The organism is Caldanaerovirga acetigignens (assembly GCF_900142995.1).
GTDB classification, from domain to species: domain Bacteria; phylum Bacillota; class Thermosediminibacteria; order Thermosediminibacterales; family Thermosediminibacteraceae; genus Fervidicola; species Fervidicola acetigignens.
The window spans coordinates 1-17,845 of record NZ_FRCR01000010.1; the positions used below are offsets into that span (position 1 = coordinate 1).

General features: G+C 46.1%; 18 protein-coding genes, 4 tRNA genes, 1 pseudogene and 1 riboswitch. Of the genes and pseudogenes, 3 read left to right on the plus strand and 20 right to left on the minus strand.

Going from position 1 to position 17,845, the window contains the following annotated elements; translation table 11 throughout:
- The 9 genes from tuf to BUB66_RS12525 form a co-directional block, all read right to left on the minus strand.
- Positions 1–1,144 (minus strand): elongation factor Tu (gene tuf, locus BUB66_RS08385; protein WP_073254191.1); only part of this gene is annotated, 1,144 nt, incomplete at its 3' end.
- A 111-nt stretch (positions 1,145–1,255) separates the two neighbouring features.
- Positions 1,256–1,331: transfer RNA gene (locus tag BUB66_RS08390), tRNA-Thr, on the minus strand.
- A 7-nt stretch (positions 1,332–1,338) separates the two neighbouring features.
- Positions 1,339–1,415: transfer RNA gene (locus tag BUB66_RS08395), tRNA-Met, on the minus strand.
- 11 nt (positions 1,416–1,426) lie between these two features.
- A tRNA-Gly gene (locus tag BUB66_RS08400) sits at positions 1,427–1,502 on the minus strand.
- Positions 1,503–1,506: 4 nt separating this feature from the next.
- A tRNA-Tyr gene (locus BUB66_RS08405) sits at positions 1,507–1,593 on the minus strand.
- Between the two features lie 63 nt (positions 1,594–1,656).
- Complete coding sequence (gene sigH, locus BUB66_RS08410) at positions 1,657–2,301, minus strand: RNA polymerase sporulation sigma factor SigH (protein ID WP_073257518.1); 645 nt, start codon at positions 2,299–2,301, stop codon at positions 1,657–1,659.
- Positions 2,302–2,359: 58 nt separating this feature from the next.
- Positions 2,360–2,890, minus strand: coding sequence for an NYN domain-containing protein (locus BUB66_RS08415; RefSeq protein WP_073257520.1), 531 nt, complete (start codon positions 2,888–2,890; stop codon positions 2,360–2,362).
- A complete protein-coding gene (rlmB, locus tag BUB66_RS08420; protein WP_425291876.1) occupies positions 2,883–3,593 on the minus strand; it encodes a 23S rRNA (guanosine(2251)-2'-O)-methyltransferase RlmB in 711 nt (236 codons plus the stop codon). Before rlmB ends, BUB66_RS08415 begins: the two co-directional genes overlap by 8 nt.
- Positions 3,556–3,720: a hypothetical protein gene (locus BUB66_RS12525; RefSeq protein WP_244269807.1), complete on the minus strand. Its 165-nt coding sequence runs from the start codon at positions 3,718–3,720 to the stop codon at positions 3,556–3,558. The genes rlmB and BUB66_RS12525 overlap by 38 nt, the downstream gene beginning before the upstream one ends.
- A gap of 40 nt (positions 3,721–3,760) precedes the next feature.
- Here BUB66_RS12525 and thyX (BUB66_RS12735) point away from each other — a divergent pair.
- Together thyX (BUB66_RS12735) and thyX (BUB66_RS08425) are read left to right on the plus strand one after the other, a co-directional pair.
- Positions 3,761–4,036 (plus strand): annotated as a pseudogene (gene thyX / locus BUB66_RS12735) (FAD-dependent thymidylate synthase); the annotation flags it as partial.
- A 108-nt stretch (positions 4,037–4,144) separates the two neighbouring features.
- Positions 4,145–4,912, plus strand: a complete 768-nt coding sequence (gene thyX / locus BUB66_RS08425) for an FAD-dependent thymidylate synthase (RefSeq protein ID WP_425291877.1) — start codon at positions 4,145–4,147, stop codon at positions 4,910–4,912.
- Here thyX (BUB66_RS08425) and BUB66_RS08430 read toward each other — a convergent pair.
- The 10 genes from BUB66_RS08430 to BUB66_RS08480 form a co-directional block, all read right to left on the minus strand.
- Complete coding sequence (locus tag BUB66_RS08430; protein ID WP_073257525.1) at positions 4,881–5,294, minus strand: Mini-ribonuclease 3; 414 nt, start codon at positions 5,292–5,294, stop codon at positions 4,881–4,883. The two genes, thyX (BUB66_RS08425) and BUB66_RS08430, sit on opposite strands and share 32 nt — an antisense overlap.
- Before the next feature lie 14 nt (positions 5,295–5,308).
- Positions 5,309–6,706, minus strand: coding sequence for a cysteine--tRNA ligase (gene cysS / locus BUB66_RS08435; protein ID WP_073257526.1), 1,398 nt, complete (start codon positions 6,704–6,706; stop codon positions 5,309–5,311).
- A complete protein-coding gene (epsC, locus tag BUB66_RS08440) occupies positions 6,654–7,373 on the minus strand; it encodes a serine O-acetyltransferase EpsC (RefSeq protein WP_073257528.1) in 720 nt (239 codons plus the stop codon). Before epsC ends, cysS begins: the two co-directional genes overlap by 53 nt.
- A gap of 380 nt (positions 7,374–7,753) precedes the next feature.
- Positions 7,754–8,485, minus strand: a complete 732-nt coding sequence (pflA, locus tag BUB66_RS08450; protein ID WP_206744210.1) for a pyruvate formate-lyase-activating protein — start codon at positions 8,483–8,485, stop codon at positions 7,754–7,756.
- A 4-nt stretch (positions 8,486–8,489) separates the two neighbouring features.
- Positions 8,490–10,721 carry a formate C-acetyltransferase gene (gene pflB / locus BUB66_RS08455; RefSeq protein WP_073257532.1) on the minus strand — a complete coding sequence of 744 codons (2,232 nt, stop codon included), beginning with the start codon at positions 10,719–10,721 and terminating at the stop codon, positions 8,490–8,492.
- Between the two features lie 54 nt (positions 10,722–10,775).
- Positions 10,776–10,861, minus strand: a riboswitch (ZMP/ZTP riboswitch).
- A 64-nt stretch (positions 10,862–10,925) separates the two neighbouring features.
- A complete protein-coding gene (locus BUB66_RS08460) occupies positions 10,926–12,566 on the minus strand; it encodes a glutamate synthase-related protein (RefSeq protein WP_073257535.1) in 1,641 nt (546 codons plus the stop codon).
- 285 nt (positions 12,567–12,851) lie between these two features.
- Positions 12,852–13,325, minus strand: a complete 474-nt coding sequence (gene ispF, locus BUB66_RS08465) for a 2-C-methyl-D-erythritol 2,4-cyclodiphosphate synthase (RefSeq protein ID WP_073257537.1) — start codon at positions 13,323–13,325, stop codon at positions 12,852–12,854.
- Between the two features lie 4 nt (positions 13,326–13,329).
- A complete protein-coding gene (gene ispD, locus BUB66_RS08470) occupies positions 13,330–14,028 on the minus strand; it encodes a 2-C-methyl-D-erythritol 4-phosphate cytidylyltransferase (RefSeq protein WP_073257539.1) in 699 nt (232 codons plus the stop codon).
- Between the two features lie 14 nt (positions 14,029–14,042).
- A complete protein-coding gene (locus BUB66_RS08475; protein ID WP_073257541.1) occupies positions 14,043–15,140 on the minus strand; it encodes a PIN/TRAM domain-containing protein in 1,098 nt (365 codons plus the stop codon).
- A gap of 134 nt (positions 15,141–15,274) precedes the next feature.
- Positions 15,275–15,751, minus strand: coding sequence for a CarD family transcriptional regulator (locus tag BUB66_RS08480; RefSeq protein WP_073257543.1), 477 nt, complete (start codon positions 15,749–15,751; stop codon positions 15,275–15,277).
- Positions 15,752–15,997: 246 nt separating this feature from the next.
- Between BUB66_RS08480 and BUB66_RS08485 the strand changes: the two genes are divergently transcribed.
- Entirely contained in the window at positions 15,998–16,393 is a 396-nt protein-coding gene (locus tag BUB66_RS08485) for a nucleoside triphosphate pyrophosphohydrolase family protein (RefSeq protein WP_073257548.1), read from the plus strand.
- Positions 16,394–16,398: 5 nt separating this feature from the next.
- Here the strand turns inward: BUB66_RS08485 and radA are convergent, their stop codons facing one another.
- Positions 16,399–17,745, minus strand: a complete 1,347-nt coding sequence (gene radA, locus BUB66_RS08490; RefSeq protein WP_198409415.1) for a DNA repair protein RadA — start codon at positions 17,743–17,745, stop codon at positions 16,399–16,401.
- Positions 17,746–17,845: the final 100 nt, after the last annotated feature.

Here is a 17,845-nt window from a genome sequence, read left to right on the forward strand (position 1 = left end):
CAAAACGAAGGCCTTCTTCCATCGCTATCGGCGCTATCAGCTCTATCTCCATTACAATGTTGTCCCCGGGCATTACCATCTCCGTGCCTTCCGGTAACTTTATTACCCCTGTCACGTCCGTCGTCCTAAAGTAAAACTGCGGCCTGTATCCGTTGAAAAACGGCGTGTGCCTTCCCCCTTCTTCCTTCTTCAAAACGTATACCTGTCCCTTAAACTTCGTGTGCGGATGCACACTCCCAGGTTTCGCTATTACCATGCCCCTCTCTACTTCGTTCTTGTCTATGCCGCGAAGCAGCGCTCCTATGTTGTCCCCTGCTACCGCCTGGTCCAATACCTTCCGGAACATCTCTACTCCTGTCACTACCGTCTTCTTCTTCTCCGGTGAAAGTCCCACTATCTCTACTTCGTCTCCTACTTTCAATGTCCCTCTCTCTACTCTCCCCGTCACTACCGTCCCACGGCCTGTTATGGAAAATACGTCCTCTATCGGCATCAGGAACGGCTTGTCAGCATCCCGCTGCGGCGTCGGTATATATTCGTCTACCGCGTCCATCAAAGCCCATATCTTGCCGCACCATTCGCACTCCCTCTTGCCGCACCCGCACTCTAACGCCTTCAACGCTGAACCTGCTATCACCGGCACTTCATCCCCAGGAAATTCATACGTGGAAAGTAGCTCCCTCACTTCCATCTCCACAAGTTCCAAAAGCTCCGGATCGTCCACCATGTCCACCTTGTTCATGAATACCACTATATACGGCACCCCTACCTGCCTCGCCAGCAGGATGTGCTCCCTCGTCTGGGGCATCGGCCCGTCAGCCGCCGATACCACCAGTATCGCACCGTCCATCTGCGCCGCCCCTGTTATCATGTTCTTTACGTAGTCGGCATGCCCCGGACAATCCACGTGGGCGTAGTGCCTCTTTTCAGTCTCGTATTCCACGTGCGCCGTCGCTATCGTTATTCCGCGCTCCCTCTCCTCGGGCGCCTTGTCTATTTGGTCGTAAGCTACAAAGTTCGCAAATCCAGCGGTCGACAAAACCCTCGTTATCGCCGCTGTCAATGTGGTCTTCCCGTGGTCTACGTGACCTATCGTGCCTACGTTTACGTGAGGCTTCTTCCTCTCAAATTTTTGCTTTGCCATCGCTTTTCCTCCTTAATTATGTAGAATAAAAATTAAAATAATAAAAAAATGCTCGTCCTCCTATATTATAACCAAATAAAAGTCAATTTTCAAATAGTTTCAACATAAAAATGGAGCCCACGACCGGGATCGAACCGGCGACCTCCGCCTTACCAAGGCGACGCTCTGCCGACTGAGCTACGTGGGCATATCTATGGTGGCGGGGGCTGGATTTGAACCAGCGACCTTCGGGTTATGAGCCCGACGAGCTTCCAGACTGCTCCACCCCGCGACGTCAACTTTTGGAGCGGGAAACGGGATTCGAACCCGCGACACCCAGCTTGGAAGGCTGGTGCTCTGCCATCTGAGCTATTCCCGCATCATGGTGGAGAGAGGTGGATTCGAACCACCGAAGGCGTGCGCCAGCAGATTTACAGTCTGCCCCCTTTGGCCAACTCGGGCATCTCTCCACACTGCCGTGCTCTTTATATTATAAAAGCAAAAAATGTTTTGGTCAATAGCTATTTTATTACTTAAATATCCCTTACTTCCAAATATTTTTCCAGTTTTCTTTTTACCCTCTGCAGGGCGTTGTCGATAGATTTTACGTGTCGCTTAAGTTCTTTTGCTATCTCCTGGTAGGACTTCCCGTTTAAGTAGGATATCAGCACTTCCCATTCTAACTTGCTTAATATTTCTCCCATCTTGCACTCTATATCTGCCACTTCTTCCCGGCTGATTATGAGTTCCTCCGGGTCGGTAATCTTTACCTCGGATAACACATCCATCAGCGTGCGTTCCGAATCTTCATCGTAAATAGGCTTATTTAAAGAAACGTAAGAATTGAGCGGTATATGCTTTTGGCGGGTAGCCGTTTTAATAGCTGTGATTATCTGCCTTGTAATGCATAGCTCCGCGAAAGCCCTGAAGGACGATAGTTTATCCGGGTTAAAATCCCTTATTGCCTTATAAAGGCCTATCATGCCTTCTTGAATTATGTCTTCCCGATCTGCCCCTATTAAGAAATAGGACCTCGCCTTTGATTTCACAAAATTCTTGTATTTGTTTATAAGGTACTCCAACGCTTCGCGGCTTCCGCTTCTTGCCTCGTACACTACCTCCTCGTCCTGCATGTCCTCGTAACAGGCAAACTCTTTTTTATGAAGCCCCGCCTTCACATTATCGCCCCCTGCAGAAATAGACCTATTCCATTATAGCTCATAGTAATTCGAGTAGTCAAGCTCCCTTGCCGCCTTTAAAGCGCTCGAGAATGAGTCTTAATATGCTTTTATCTACCCTTTCCGCCAATGTATTTCTTTCTAACTTCTGTATTTCTTCCTGCCTTCTCCTTTTTTCCGCCAAAGCCAGTATTTCATTCCTTAATTCCCTTGCTGACACCCGTATAGCTCCGCGACCCATTACAATTTGCTGCTCTATCCAGTCGGAAGTAGCTACTCTTACTTTATCTTTCTTTCCCATAGAGTCTACCGATCTTTCTATGTATGCATCAGCAGTCTCCCCTTCTCTTGTGAATACTACCTCTACCCCATTTATGAAGTAATGAGCCCCACAACTCCCTTCGACATGATGGGCATCGAAGACCACGATAATTTTCGTCCCTGTTTGAGCTGCGTAGTCGCTCATGATATCCACTAGCTTGTCCCTTGCTGTCTCAAGGCTTACGCTTTTTGCCTCTATAAGCTCCGGCCATGCATTTATAACATTATATCCGTCTACAAATAAATATTCTTCCTGTTTTTCAACCATGCCTTCCTTCCCTTTGCCTCAAAATTTCATATCCTAGGACCGCCGCGGCAACTGCAGCGTTAAGTGACGTCACGTGCCCCCGCATGGGAAGGCTAACCAGAAAGTCACATTTTTCCTTTACCAGTTTCCCTAACCCTTTATCCTCGCCCCCCACCACCAGGGCAATGGGTCCTGTTAAATCCGCCTCGTAGTAAGGTTTACCCTCCGGGTCGGCGCCTACCACCCATATTCCCCTTTCCTTAAAGTATTCCAGGGTCGAAGCTATGTTGACAACCCGCGCCACGTTTACATGCTCGGAAGTTCCCTCCGACACCTTGACCACAGCAGGCGTAACTGCACAGGCCCTTCGTTTCGGAATTACTATACCGTGGACACCCAAACAGTCGGCGGTTCTTATAATGCTTCCCAGGTTCTGGGGGTCGCTTATTTCATTCAGCACAAAAATGAATGGCTCCTCGTTCATTTCTTCAGCCGCTTCCAAAAGGTCCTCAACTGAAACGTATTCCTTTGGCGAAGTAACGGCAATTATCCCTTGAGGATTCCTAGTCTGGGCCATCTTTACAAAACTTTCGCAGGGAAGCTCCACGACGGGTATGCCAGCGCTTTTTGCAAGCTCTATTATCTTTTTTATGTCGCCCTGCTGCTTTCCTTTTTTTATATAAATTTTATTCAAAGGCCGGCCTGCTTTCAAAGCTTCCAGCACCGCATTTTTCCCTTCTATTTGAAACTCCTTTTCTATGTCCCACCACTCCCCATGATGGATTTTGCCAATCGCTGTTTTCGGTAAATGCTCTTAATGATATAATGGTGTAAACGAAGTTTGTAATCATGATATTTCAATTTGCTTTAAAAGTCAAGGAGGCGAATAACATGAGGGTAACCGTTTTGACCCATACCCCCGAACCCGAAAAAACAGTGGCTGCAGCGGCCCGCCTTTGTTATTCCAGAATCGGCCCAATGGAAATTATGGAAAACTTAACCGACGAAAAGGTGGCTTCTTTCATACAAAAACTGATAAATTCGGGCCACATGTCGCCTTTGGAGCATGTAAGCTTTACCTTCGCCGTAGAAGGAGTCAGCCGAACATTACTCGCCCAGCTCACCCGCCACCGGATAGCCTCATACTCGGTTCAAAGTTTGAGGTATAACAATCCTTTCGAAGAAGAACTGAGTAGTCAGGATGAAGCACAAACCACCTGTTTGAAAGCCCAAAACAGGGCATACCTGCAGGGTGTTGCCTCAAGCGGAAAATACATGGCTCTCGTAGGAGGAGACATAAAAGAAGCCGAACTGGAAGAAATAAGAAAAAATCTACCGGACAAAATCAACCGCGAATACCCCGGCCACTATTTAAGGGGGCTATTCGACGCCGACGGCAAAATAACCGATGACGGTTTTTCCTTATCTTTCCCAGAAAAATTTTATTCGATTCTCTCTCAAACCCCTTTTGAGTTTGAGCAAAAGGGCGAAAGCCTCTTTTTATCCGGAAAGAAAGCGGTGGATTTTTGTCTTTTTATTTATGATGGACTTGATTTTGTCCGTTCACTATATTCCAGGGAAAAACTGGCGAATCTTTGCAAAATGGCTCCGGAATTTTTCAGCAAAATTAAAACACAGGCGAGAGATTATATCGCGCAGCGCTATTACTGCGTACTTCCGGCGGAAATAGAAAAAAATCTTGATGCGATTTTGACGTATATAGCCGCCCTGGAAAATTGCAAAAAGGCTTACCTTGACATGGTGAAAATGGGAGTCGACAAGGAGGACGCCCGCTACATACTGCCGATGGGGACCTGCACAAACCTCGTTGTCACCATGAACGCGAGGAGCCTTTATAATTTCTTTAACCTCCGCTGCTGCGAAAGGGCCCAGTCGGAAATCCGAAAGTTAGCCCGGATGATGCTGGACGAAGTAAGAAAAATAGCCCCGAACCTTTTCAAAAAGGCCGGAGCTCCCTGCGAGGCCACGGGGTACTGCCCGGAAGGAGCCTTCAGCTGCGGGAAGTATCCTGTCCGGAATTGACCAATGCAAAGGAAGCCATGAGGATTTTGTTGAGTCTATCGTTTTTCCCCGAAAGGTAAAGGTAGCCCAAGAGCGCCTCAAAACCGGTGCTGTAATGGTAGTCCATTATATCCGCGTTCTTGGGCACCGAATTTACTTTTGCGTTTCGGGCCTTTCGCACCACATCCCTCTCTTCAGGCGTCAGGTACTCTTCTATTTTTTTCAGGACTTCGGCTTGTGCCGAAGCCCTGACATACTTTACCGTCTCCTGATGAAGGTCCTTCACTTTTTTCCCGCTTCCCACCACCATTGTCCTGACAAACAGGTTGAACACGGCGTCTCCCACAAAAGCCAATGCCAAGGAAGAAAGCTCCGATACGCTTTTATTCTTTTCGTTTTCCACTACTCACCACTCCGTTAAGCCCGCCGCCACCTGGTGCCGGTCGGCGTATCTTCAATTATTATTCCCCGAGCTTTGAGCTCATCCCTGATCTTATCGGCGAGCGCGTAATTTTTCGCTTTTCTCGCTTCCTCTCTTTCTTTTATCATTCGCTCGATCTCTTCATCAAGCAGCGCCGGCTGGAATTTTGAAAAAAGCCCAAGGACTCCTCCTAATTCCAGCACCAGCTCTTTTGTCTTTTTTACTGCTTCCTTTGAGGAATTCTCGCTTAAGCTCACGTTAAACTCCCTTACGATATCGAATAAAGCGGCTATGGCGCTTGCGGTGTTAAAATCATCGTCCATGCTTTCGATAAATTTTTCCTTGTTTTCCAACTGCCTTTTTATATATTCCTCTTCCATATTGCTCATTTGTCTTTCCGGCGCTACTTTTTCCAGATGCTCCATGGCATAAAGCGCCGTATAAAGTCGCTCCAATGCACTCTTTGATTGTTCCATTAACTCCTTGCTGAAGTTAATAGGGCTCCTGTAATGGGACGACAGCATCAAAAGCCTCAGCACTTCCGCTTCGTATTCCTTAAGAATTTCCCTTACTGTAAAGAAATTTCCCAAGGACTTCGACATTTTTTCATTGTTGATATTTAGGTAACCTACGTGCATGAAGAATCTGGCAAAGGGCTTTCCGGTGACGGCTTCGCTCTGGGCGATTTCGTTTTCGTGGTGGGGAAAGATTAGGTCCGGTCCCCCGCCGTGGATGTCTATGGTCTCTCCCAGGTGTTTTATCGCCATAACCGAACATTCTATGTGCCAGCCAGGCCTTCCCTCTCCCCAAGGACTGAGCCAGGCAGGCTCGCCGGGTTTTTTCGCTTTCCATAGGGCGAAGTCCATCGGATCCCTCTTTTTTTCTCCGGGCTCTACTCTCGCCCCAGCCTCGAGTTCCTCCAAATTCTGCCCAGAGAGCTTACCGTAACCGGGAAAGCTCTTTGCCGAAAAATAAACGTCACCCTCCACAACGTAAGCATAGCCCTTTTCTATCAGCACCTTTATGAATTCTATGATATCTTGTATGTGTTCCGTAGCCCTCGGGTGAACGTCGGCCCTTTTTATGTTGAGGGCATCTGCGTCTTTGAAGTACTCCTCGATGAACCTGTCACCTAATTCCTTGACGGTAATCCCTTCTTCGTTTGCTCTCTTTATCATCTTATCATCAACGTCGGTGAAATTTTGAACGAATTTTACATCATAACCCTTGTATTTCAGGTAATTTCTCACCACATCAAAGGTTATGAAAACCCTCGCGTTGCCCACGTGAAAATAGTCGTAAACCGTGGGACCGCAGGCGTATATGGTAACCTTGTTTCCGTTAAGCGGTATGAACTCCTCTTTCTTTTTTGTCAGGGTATTGTATATCTTCACCTTCTTGCCTCCTTTCAAGTTGCTTTATCCTTTGCTCTAACTCCTCTATTTTCCTTTGCAAACTCTTCATCATATCTGCCACCGGGTCGGGCAGAAGGTGATGGTCCAGGTCAACTTTTGTAAAGTCAGCCTTTGCAAAGTCTATCTTCTTTCTCACAACAGCCTTACCAGGCACACCCACCACCGTGCAGTTAGGCGGCACGTCCTTCAAAACCACCGCACCAGCTCCTATTTTGCAGTTGTCGCCAATCTTTATCGGTCCGAGGATTTTAGCGCCAGCCCCTACGACTATATTGTTGCCGAGAGTCGGATGCCTTTTCCCCTTTTCCTTGCCCGTGCCTCCTAAAGTCACTCCCTGATACAGGGTGACGTTATCTCCAATTTCGGTGGTCTCGCCAATCACCACTCCCATTCCGTGGTCTATGAAAAAGCCCTTACCTATTTTGGCCCCCGGGTGTATTTCTATGCCCGTTAAAAACCTGGATATCTGGGATATAATCCTAGCTATCAGAAATAACTTTTTCTGGTAAAAGAAATGAGCTATTCTATGCATCAAAATGGCATGAAACCCAGGATAGCAAAGGATTACTTCCAGGATGCTTTTTGCCGCTGGATCGCGCTCGAATACGACTTTTATGTCTTCCCTTATGGTTTTTAAAAAGGACATATTTCCCCTCCTCAAATTCTATTATTATTGTATTATTTTTGCTTAATAATAAAGGCCTTTCACCTCTGCAGAGGCGAAAGGCCCGCGGTCCCACTCTGATTTTTCGCTCTTTTCCTTAACGGCCTAAGCCGCAGGCCTCTACTTTTGATTTCAAGGCCTGAACTCAGGGGCGCAACTTCGTTCCCGCCTTTCCTTGAAACCGCTCTCAGCCGCCGGCGGTTTCTCTCTGTAAGGGTATCGGGCCTACATAACCCCGTCATCGCTTATCTTTTTATTCTGTTTTGCTTTTTATGATAATAGAATTTAGTATTTAAGTCAAGCGATTTTATCAGAATTTATCAAAAACCATTTTCTAAGCTGTTTATTTAGAAACTAGCATCCTAAATAACGTTTAACCCCATTTCTCCCAAAATCGCCTTTGCCCTTTCCAGAATTTTTCGGCACGGCGGTTTTACGTCCTTCAATGGATACTTTAGTCCGAGAGCCTCCCACTTGTGGATTCCCAATTTGTGATAGGGCAAAAGTTCCACCAGCTCCAGCGAATTTAGGCTTTTCAAAAATTCGCCCAGTTTTTTAAGGTGCGTTACGTCATCTGTTATCCCAGGTAGTAGCACATGTCTTATCCAAATCCTCTTGCCAAGAGAATCTATATAGCGAAGATTTTCTAGGATTAATCGGTTATCCCTACCGGTAAGCTTGACGTGTACTTTCGGGTCTAAATGCTTTATATCAAACAGGACGAGGTCGGTATAAGGTAGGATTTTTTCAAAAGCATCCTTTTTGCAATACCCCGCTGTATCGAGGGCCGTATTTATGCCTGCATCTTTGCACTTTTTCATGATGTGCGCCGCAAAATCCGGCTGGAGGGTGGGCTCACCCCCAGAAAGGGTTACTCCCCCTCCCGATGCATCCATATATGGCTTAAATGAAACTATTCTTTCCACCAGAATATCTGCGTCTTCTACCCTCCCGCCTGAAAGCGGCCAGGTGTCCGGATTATGGCAGTAAACGCACCTCAAGGAGCATCCCTGCAAAAATACCACGAAACGTATCCCCGGCCCATCTAATGTCCCCATACTTTCGACAGAATGCACCCTGCCCTTTTGCCCCACCTTATCACCTCATGCTTTCGAAAAATGTCCGGGAAATCACTTCTAGCTGTTGCTCCCTGGAAAGCTTTACGAAATGGACGGCGTAACCGGACACCCTTATCGTGAGTTGCGGGTACTTGTGAGGGTTTTTCATGGCATCTATGAGAAGTTCCTTGTCCATAACATTTACGTTTATATGATGCCCGCCTTTTGCAAAATACCCGTCCAAAAGGCTCACAAGGTTTTTTATCCTCGCTTCCTCCGTTCTCCCCAGAGCCTTCGGCACGATCGAAAATGTATAGGATATGCCGTCCCTGCAGTACTCGTAAGGAATTTTGCAGACCGAATTAAAGGCAGCCAGCGGTCCATTTTCATCTCGCCCGTGCATGGGATTTGCTCCGGGCGCGAAAGGCTCTCCTGCCTTTCTGCCGTCGGGAGTAGCACCGGTCTTTTTCCCGTAAACCACATTCGATGTGATTGTGAGTATGGACATGGTAGGTTTAGCACCCCTGTAGAGGGGTTTCCTGCTCAAAAATCCGTAAAAAGTTTTAACAAGGGAAACGGCAATCGAATCAACCCTTTCATCGTCATTCCCGTATTTCGGGTAATCACCCTCTACCTTAAAATCTACGCAAATCCCTCTGTCATCTCTTATCGGCGTAACTTTTGCATACTTTATGGCACTGAGCGAATCTACCGTCACTGAAAATCCAGCAATTCCAAAAGCCATAAGCCTTTCCACATCCGTATCGTGAAGGGCCATTTGAAGTTTTTCGTAATCGTACTTGTCGTGCATGTAATGTATGAGATTCATGGTATCGATGTAAAGATTCGCGAGCCACTCTAGGACTTTAATGTACCTTTCCCACACTCCGTCAAAGTTCAGTGGCCCTTCCGGCAAGGGCTCAAGCCTTGGGCCGATCTCCACACCGGTAATTTCATCCCTTCCACCGTTTATGGCTAGAAGCAGCGCTTTTGCCAGATTTACCCTGGCACCGAAGAACTGCATCTGCTTTCCGAGTTTCATAGCAGAAACGCAGCAGGCTATGCCGTAATCATCCCCGAAAATCGGCCTCATCAGATCATCGTTTTCGTATTGTATAGAGCTGGTCTTTATGGAAACTTCGGCACAAAAGCGCTTGAAATTATCCGGCAAATCCTTCGACCAAAGCACAGTAAGATTGGGTTCAGGCGCCGGCCCCAGGTTTAAAAGGGTGTTCAAAAAGCGAAAGGTAGTCTTGGTGACTAGAGGACGTCCGTCAAGCCCCACGCCTCCTAAAGCTTCCGTTATCCACATGGGATCTCCCGCAAAAAGTTCGTTGTACTCCTGCGTCCTGAGCTGCCTCGCCATCCGAAGCTTTATAACGAACTGGTCTATCAGCTCCTGAGCTTCCTCTTCGGTGATAATGCTTTTTTTAAGGTCCCTTTCGATATATATATCGAGAAACGTACTAACCCTGCCTAATGACATGGCCGCACCATTTTGTTCTTTAATAGCACCCAGGTATGCAAAATACACCCATTGTACCGCCTCGCGCGCGTTTTTCGCCGGAAGCGATATATCAACCCCGTAACTTTCGGCCATACGCTTCAGGTCCATCAAAGCCTCTATCTGATATGCCACTTCTTCCCTGAGCTGAACCAGCTCCGGAGTCATCGGGCCTATTAGATTTTTTAGGTCTTTTTTCTTTACTTCAATGAGCCTGTCCACGCCGTAAAGCGCTACCCTGCGGTAATCACCTATTATCCTTCCCCGCCCATAGCTGTCCGGCAGCCCGGTAATTATGCCCAGCTTTCTCGCCATGCGCATTTCCTCGGTATAGGCCCTGTAAACGCCATCGTTATGTGTAGTGCGGTATTTGGTGAATATCTCCTTTATAGAATCGCTCAACTTGTAACCATAAGCCGAGCACGCCTGCTCAACCATCCTTATACCGCCGAAGGGATTGACAGCCCTTTTCAGAGGTTCATCGGTTTGAAGGCCTACTATTACCTCATCTTCCCTTTTGATGTATCCGGGACCGTGGCTTGTTATTGTGGATACTGTATTCGTGTCTATATCTAATACGCCCCCTTTTTTTATTTCTTCCGCAAGCAAAGCCTTGCACCTTTCCCAGAGCCTTCTGGTTTTCTCCGAAGGCCCCTTTAAAAATTCGCCACCTCCGTAGTACGGAGTATAATTCTTCTTTATGAAATCCCTCACATCGATTTCCTCCACCCACCGTCCCGGGACAAAACCTTCCCAAGCTTCTTGCATCTTTCGGCCTCCTCTCTTTTCTATTTAAAATCAAAAGCCGCCTGAGCAAATCCAACAATTTGCCCAGGCGGCCGGCATCCCTATTGGCCCCACTCCCCTGTGGTCGATTCCACATCTTGCCGCCAGTAATGGGACCCCCTACTTTTGTAAAATATAATACACCAAAACACAATAGCAAGTCAATACCGAAAAAATAACTAACTTTTACGAATTCAGGATTTTCATCGCAATTTCTTCTCTTACTTCCGTTATAAAAGGAATCTTCGTCTCCTTTTCAGTTTCCCTGTTGCAAGAAGCAATGTCGTCCCTAGAAATAGCTCCAACCGTAAACTTCCTCGCTCCTGCCATAAGCTGTTGTAAGCCTGCCGAAAGCTTATCGGCCAAAGTCCAAAATGCAATGGCACCGTAAGGTATGTTTTTCATCTCGTCTTCGCCGACTTTCTTTTTGACTTCGTGGTACCCTGCAAAGATTTCTTCCGCCTTCAATCCTATCTGCGAAACAGTCGAAGGTAATGTATCCCAATTTCCGTTGACTTTTTCTTTTCTCTCTGGATGTAGTGCCCCTTCAATGTTGGACCCCACGAAAGCGGGAATCATCAGTGCCCTTCCCATGCAAACTACTTTTGCAAAAGGTGCTCCCAAAGCAAGGGCTTTGAATATATGGTCTTCTCTTGCAAATCCGCCAGCAAAGGCCATATCTACGACTTTGTATCCTTTTTCTTTCAATATAGTTGCATATTCATAAGCTTTCGAATGCAACAGTATAGACGGTATTCCCCAGGTCTCCATCATATTCCACGGGCTCATTCCGGTTCCTCCACCGGAACCGTCTATGGTGAGCAGGTCCAGTTTAGCTTCAGTCGCGTACTTAATCGCCATTGCAAGGCCGTCAACAGAGTAAGATCCCGTTTTTAACGTTATCCACTTATACCCCAATTTCCTTAAATACTCTACAGTCTTCATAAATTGCTCTCTTACTTCCTCCGGCGAAGAAAGGTCTGTGTACCCTAGCCTACTGTGCCTTGCAAAGGACTTTACTGCTCCGTTCTTGTAAGCTTCAATGACTTCCGGCCTTTCGGGGTCAGGATCTACAACATATCCCCTCTTCTTGAGGAAGGTAGCATATTCAATGTCCTTTACCTGAATTTCACCACCTATGCATTTAGCTCCTTGCCCCCACTTTAGCTCTATTACGACCTTGTCGCCGTATTTTTCTATGACGTATTCTGCCACTTTATTTCGAGTATCCTCTACGTTTAACTGGACAAAAATAGCTCCATACCCGTCGTAGTATCTAAGGTAGGTCTCTATTCTCCTGTCAAGTTCAGGTGCTACTTTTATCTTGCCATTTTCTATGACAGAATTTTTGTCAACCCCAACCACATTTTCTCCTATTACGATAGGAATCCCGACAAGGGCAGCTCCTATTGCAAGGGAATCCCAGTACTTTGCAGCGATAAAAGTCGAACCCAACGCCCCAGTCATTATTGGAACCCTAGCCTTAATCTTTTCTTTATTGCCAAACTCCGTAGATACATCGACGTTGGGAAATATGCAGTCATCCGCCGAATTTGTCAAGTTCTCCTTAAGCCCCGTGGCGCCGTAGTTATATCCAAGAATCCTTAAAGAATTATAGGAAACTCCAAGATGCATGGTGTTGCCGCTTCCTGCCGTAACTGTTCCAAAATCTCTGGGGTAAAGCATCTTCCTGCCGATGAGACTTGAAAGCCAGGTCTCACACTTGCCTTGGCAATCAGCCCTGCAGAGAGTGCAGAGCCCTGATTCTGCAGGGTTACCTCTGTTTACTGTTCCTAGCACGTCGTTGGACTTTGGCCATGAAATCATCTAAAATCCCTCCATGCATAGCATAATTTTTTATCATAATGTAAAAGCCCTCGGAAAATCCCATTTCAGGGACCTTCCGAGGGCTTTTATCCCTACGGTGTGACAGGACTTGCCTGCCTGGTGCCGCTCGGTCCAGACGCCTCAAAGACCGGAACCCTAGGCACCCTCCCTTACAAATGCTCTTGTATACCTGCACTCAATTTTTTTATGATTATACAATGCATTTTATAATAATGTCAAGAGTTGCAAAAAAAAAATTTGCGGGATAAACCCGGCTTTTTGGCTTTAAAGTTTTTTAATTAGGCACACGGCCTGTGCTGAAATCCCCTCGCCTCTTCCCTCAAACCCCATTCCCTCAGTGGTAGTAGCTTTTATGCTTATCTTATCCTTAGATATGTTCAACGCCTGCGCTATGTTTTCCCTCATCTTATCTATGTACGGGGAAAGCTTTGGCCTTTCGGCGCAAATTACCGAATCTATGTTGACCACCCCAAAACCCTCGCGTTTTAGCATCTCTCCTACCCTCTTCAAAAGGAGAATGCTTCGTATGTCCTTGTATTCCGGGTCAGTATCTGGAAAATGGACGCCTATATCGCCCAGAGCCGCTGCCCCTAAAAGCGCGTCATTTATTGCATGGACCACGACATCCGCATCGGAATGGCCCAGCAGACCTTTTTCGTAAGGAATCTCAACCCCGCCCAATACCAGCTTTCTTCCCTTTACCAGCCGGTGGGCGTCGTATCCGATACCTACTCTCATTTTCTCACCTCTTGAAATCTCCGTATCCCATATTTAGAAAGGCCTCTGCAACTATCATGTCTTCCGGAGTCGTAATTTTGATGTTCTCATAAGCCCCTTCTATCATTACTACGGGAAATCCAAGCCTTTCCACAAGGACTGTATCATCCGTGCCGTAAAATCCACTCTTTCTCGCCTCTTCGTGAGCTTTGAGTATCAGTGAATACTCAAAGGTTTGTGGCGTCTGGATGGCCCACAGGGTTTTTCTGTCGGGGGTGTTCAGAATAAATCCCTTGTCCACAACTTTTATGGTATCCTTCACAGGTACTCCCACACCAACGGCCTTGTATTTTTTGGCAGCTTCAATGCTGTCTAAAATTATCTTTCTCGTGACGAACGGTCGCACTCCATCGTGTATAACAACAATATCGGTTTGAGGAGAGCAGCTCCTCAAACCGTTGTAAACAGAATCCTGGCGTTCCTTTCCGCCTTCTGCGAGCTTTACCTTTCTAAATCGGTAGGGCAAGAGAATTTCTTTTTGTGCGTAAACAATATCCGAAGACCCCACTACCAGTATTATTTCATCGATTTCCTTCAAGTTTTCAAAGGTGTTCAATGTGTAATAAAGGATGGGACGCCCCTTCAGCATCAAAAACTGCTTGCTCAAAGTGGAATTCATCCTCCTACCCCTGCCGCCGGCCGCTATCACCGCCGCAACTTTCATTTGTTTCACCCCGGCTACATCGATTTAGGCTTTGCGAAAATCATCCTCCCGGCAGCAGTCTGCAACACGCTGGTCACCATTACACCTATTGTCTCACCTATGTGCTTTTTGCCACCATCCACCACTATCATTGTACCATCGTCCAGGTATGCGACCCCCTGCCCCGCCTCTTTGCCGTCTTTTATAACCTGCACAACCATTTCCTCACCCGGGAGAACTATCGGTTTTACCGCATTGGCAAGTTCGTTTATGTTCAAGACAGGAACTTTATGCAGCTCCGCCACTTTATTCAGGTTAAAATCGTTGGTTATTATCTTTCCGTCGAGCATCTGGGCAAGTTTTACCAATTTGCTGTCAACCTCTGCAATGTCTTCGAAATCCTTTTCGCAAATCTGTACCTCGATATTCATTTCCTTTTGCATTCTGTTCAAAATGTCAAGCCCTCTGCGGCCGCGATTCCTTTTCAGGACATCCGACGAATCGGCTATGTGCCTCAGTTCTTCCAGCACAAAGCTCGGAACTATTATAGGTCCTTCGATAAATCCAGTCTGGCATATATCGGCGATTCGTCCATCTATTATCACACTGGTATCCAAAATCTTCGGTTTTATCTTGTTGGAATTTGTGTTGGAAATTGCCGGTGCAGTTTGCTGTTTCTTGGGCCATACTTGAACGGGAATCAAGGCAGACAATTCTTCCCCTTTTTTTATTGCAACACTCGCTCCGATGTACCCCAATACTAGATTCGCTGCTATAAGCAAATACGGTCCCATCCACGGAATGCCCAAAAGCGCTCTAGAAAAAAGATTCGCGATAACAAGCCCCATAAAAAGTCCTATAAATCCGTAAAGTATATCCCTCATAGGAGTTTTCTGAAGCCTGTTTTCCATCCACTCCTTGGTTCTGGTCCCCCACAAAAATAGCTTCGGAGTTAGTAAATAAAATATCATTGCGAAAATTATAGAGCTCACTATCTTGCCAGCCCCTATACTGGTTTCGCTCAGGGATAAAAGGTTCAAAAGTTCGTTTACCTTAAATACCATTAAAGAAATTTCGTACCCAATAACAAGTCCCAAAAGCGATAGAGCAGCTTGAATGATTCTGTATATCACTCTTTATCACCTCCTATATAAAGTATTGCCGATTTTTAGCACTTTTTTTCCTTACGTCTAATCCCATTATATAATAAAATCTCCTTCCAATCCACATTTGGAAGGTAAAATGCGGTGATACAAAAAAAACGCCCTTACCCTAACGCTCTTTCTATCATCCTGTGGGCGCTTATCTCATCTATATTTTTCGAAAGGGCGATTTCGCTTGCAAGGATTTGTTTTGCGTTTTCAAACATCCTCCTTTCGCCAGTGGAAAGCCCCTTTTCCTTTTCCCTCAGCCCTAAATTTCTTACAACTTCCGCTACCTGAAATATATTTCCGCTTTTAATTTTTTCCATATTGGCCCTGTATCTGTGATTCCAGTTAGCCGGCATTTTGCTCTTTTCCCCGCGAAGTATTTTGAATACCTGTTCTATCTCTTCATCACTCACGACTTGACGAACGCCTATCGCTTTGACGCTTTTTATGGGAATCATAACCTTCATGTTCTTGAAATGCATTCTCATGACGTAGTACTTCTGTTTTTCCCCCAGAATTTCCTTCTCTTCTATGGCTTCAATAATCCCAGCTCCGTGCATCGGATAGACAACCTTGTCCCCAATGTTGAACATTCCGAAGCCCCCTAAAAAATATAACTTTATTTTATTATTAAATAACATAAAATTCCTGAAATGTCAAGTTAAATTTTAATTATACTATACATAACAGAATTATGTCAATCAGAATTTTTTATGAGCCCCTTTCATTATGGGTGAAAAATATACTTCACATTTTTCTCTATATTCTAACTTAAGTTTGACAAACGCCCGAAGTCATGGATATAATAAGACTTGTAAGAAAATATAGGGGGAATCACAATGAAGGACCTGACCTATGAGGAATTCCAAGCCACGGTCTCCCAGTGCCTCGTAAGGCACAAGAGCATCATAGACGTGCTCACAAAACTTCAAGAAACCGTAAGCCGCATCAACCGTGCCATAGCAAAATCGGTCACCGTATGCGGATGTCTGGAAATCAACGCAAGAAAACAGCAAATCCCCAGCAACATCAGCCTTCAGGACCTGAGTTCATACATGGAAACCCACCTGAAGGGCAATTTGTGCCCCAACTGCAGGGAGATCCTAAAGGAGGAGCTAGGCAATCATCTTTTTTATCTTGCCGCTTTATGCAACTTGCTGAACGTAAGCCTGGAAGACGTCCTTTTAGAAGAAAACGAAAAACTTACAACTCTAGGTATTTATAATCTTTCTTGAATTCCTCAATCCAGAGCTAAATCTATCGCCTCCTTCAACTCTCTCACCCCTACGACCTCAATAGAACCGCCGGTCTTCAAATCCTTAATATTATCGAAAGGTATTATAACTTCCTTAAAGCCAAGTTTTGCCGCTTCATTGACCCGCTTTTCCACGTAACTGACTGAACGTATTTCTCCTCCAAGGCCCACTTCCCCTATTATTACCGCTTCCCTTGCAGGCCTATTTTTAAAGCTTGAAACTATAGCAGTTGCTACAGCCAAATCCACGGCCGGTTCGGAGAGTTTGATTCCGCCGGCCACATTAATGTACACGTCTTCGTGGGTAAGGTTAAGCCCCAACTTCTTTTCCAAAACCGCAATTAACAAAACTGCCCTATTGTAGTCAATCCCTGAAGTCTGTCGCCGGGGCAGGTTGAAGCCGGTAGGGCAGGTAAGCGCCTGGACTTCTACCAAAAGAGGTCTCGTGCCTTCCATGGTGCAAACCACGGCAGAACCAGGTGCGGCTTTCTTTCTTCCCATTAGCAAAAATTTGGAGGGAGTTTTTACTTCTATGAGCCCCGCCTCCTTCATTTCAAATATTCCAATTTCGTTAGTCGAGCCGAATCTATTCTTTACAGCCCTTACCACGCGGTACGATTGATATCTTTCACCTTCAAAATAGAGCACGCAATCCACCATGTGCTCCAAAGTCCGGGGACCCGCAAGGCTCCCATCTTTAGTAACGTGCCCGACTATAAACACAGCCGTGCCAGTCTCTTTTGAAATCTTGAGCAGTCTGTGGGTAACTTCCCTCACCTGGCTGATGCTTCCAGGAGGCGACTCTAAAGCAGGAAGATAGACGGTCTGTACCGAGTCCAGGATTACTACATGAGGCAAAAGTTCCCTCACATAGCTTTCTACAACCTCTATGTTGTTTTCCGCCGCCAAGTAAAGCCTGCTCTCTACTATCCCGAGCCTTTCCGCTCTCAATTTGACCTGTTTTTCCGATTCTTCGCCAGTAACGTAGAGCACAACCTTCTCTATGGCGCTGAGTTTTCCGGCCATCTGGAGCATCAGGGTGGATTTCCCTATTCCGGGGTCACCTCCCAAAAGCACCAGACTTCCCGGGACTATGCCGCCCCCCAGGACCCTGTCGAGCTCTTCTAACTTCGTCTTTATCCGTTCCTCTTCCGAATATTGTATCTCACTCAAAAGTCTGGGCTTATTGTTTAAAGTTGAGATTCTTTTTTCTTCGAAAAAAAGCTCTTCCACAAGGCTATTCCAGCTTTCACATTCGGGGCACTTTCCCATCCACTTCACCGATTCAAATCCGCATTGCTGGCAAACGTATTTTTTTTTGGTTTTCAACAAACTCCCTCACTTTTTATCTAAACTGTAGTAACTTGACAGTTTAGATAGCTGGGCTATTTATAGTCCGCCCTTTCATAGAGTGCTTAGTCCCAGCAGGCGG

Coding starts and splice junctions, on each gene's coding strand:
- BUB66_RS08415 (WP_073257520.1), bottom strand. CDS start 2,890: ATGGTTGAAAAACAGGAAGAATATTTATTTGTAGACGGATATAATGTT.
- BUB66_RS12525 (WP_244269807.1), bottom strand. CDS start 3,720: ATGATTACAAACTTCGTTTACACCATTATATCATTAAGAGCATTTACC.
- thyX (WP_425291877.1), top strand. CDS start 4,145: ATGGCTCTCGTAGGAGGAGACATAAAAGAAGCCGAACTGGAAGAAATA.
- epsC (WP_073257528.1), bottom strand. CDS start 7,373: ATGTCCTTTTTAAAAACCATAAGGGAAGACATAAAAGTCGTATTCGAG.
- pflB (WP_073257532.1), bottom strand. CDS start 10,721: ATGCAAGAAGCTTGGGAAGGTTTTGTCCCGGGACGGTGGGTGGAGGAA.
- BUB66_RS08460 (WP_073257535.1), bottom strand. CDS start 12,566: ATGATTTCATGGCCAAAGTCCAACGACGTGCTAGGAACAGTAAACAGA.
- ispF (WP_073257537.1), bottom strand. CDS start 13,325: ATGAGAGTAGGTATCGGATACGACGCCCACCGGCTGGTAAAGGGAAGA.
- ispD (WP_073257539.1), bottom strand. CDS start 14,028: ATGAAAGTTGCGGCGGTGATAGCGGCCGGCGGCAGGGGTAGGAGGATG.
- BUB66_RS08480 (WP_073257543.1), bottom strand. CDS start 15,751: ATGTTCAACATTGGGGACAAGGTTGTCTATCCGATGCACGGAGCTGGG.
- BUB66_RS08485 (WP_073257548.1), top strand. CDS start 15,998: ATGAAGGACCTGACCTATGAGGAATTCCAAGCCACGGTCTCCCAGTGC.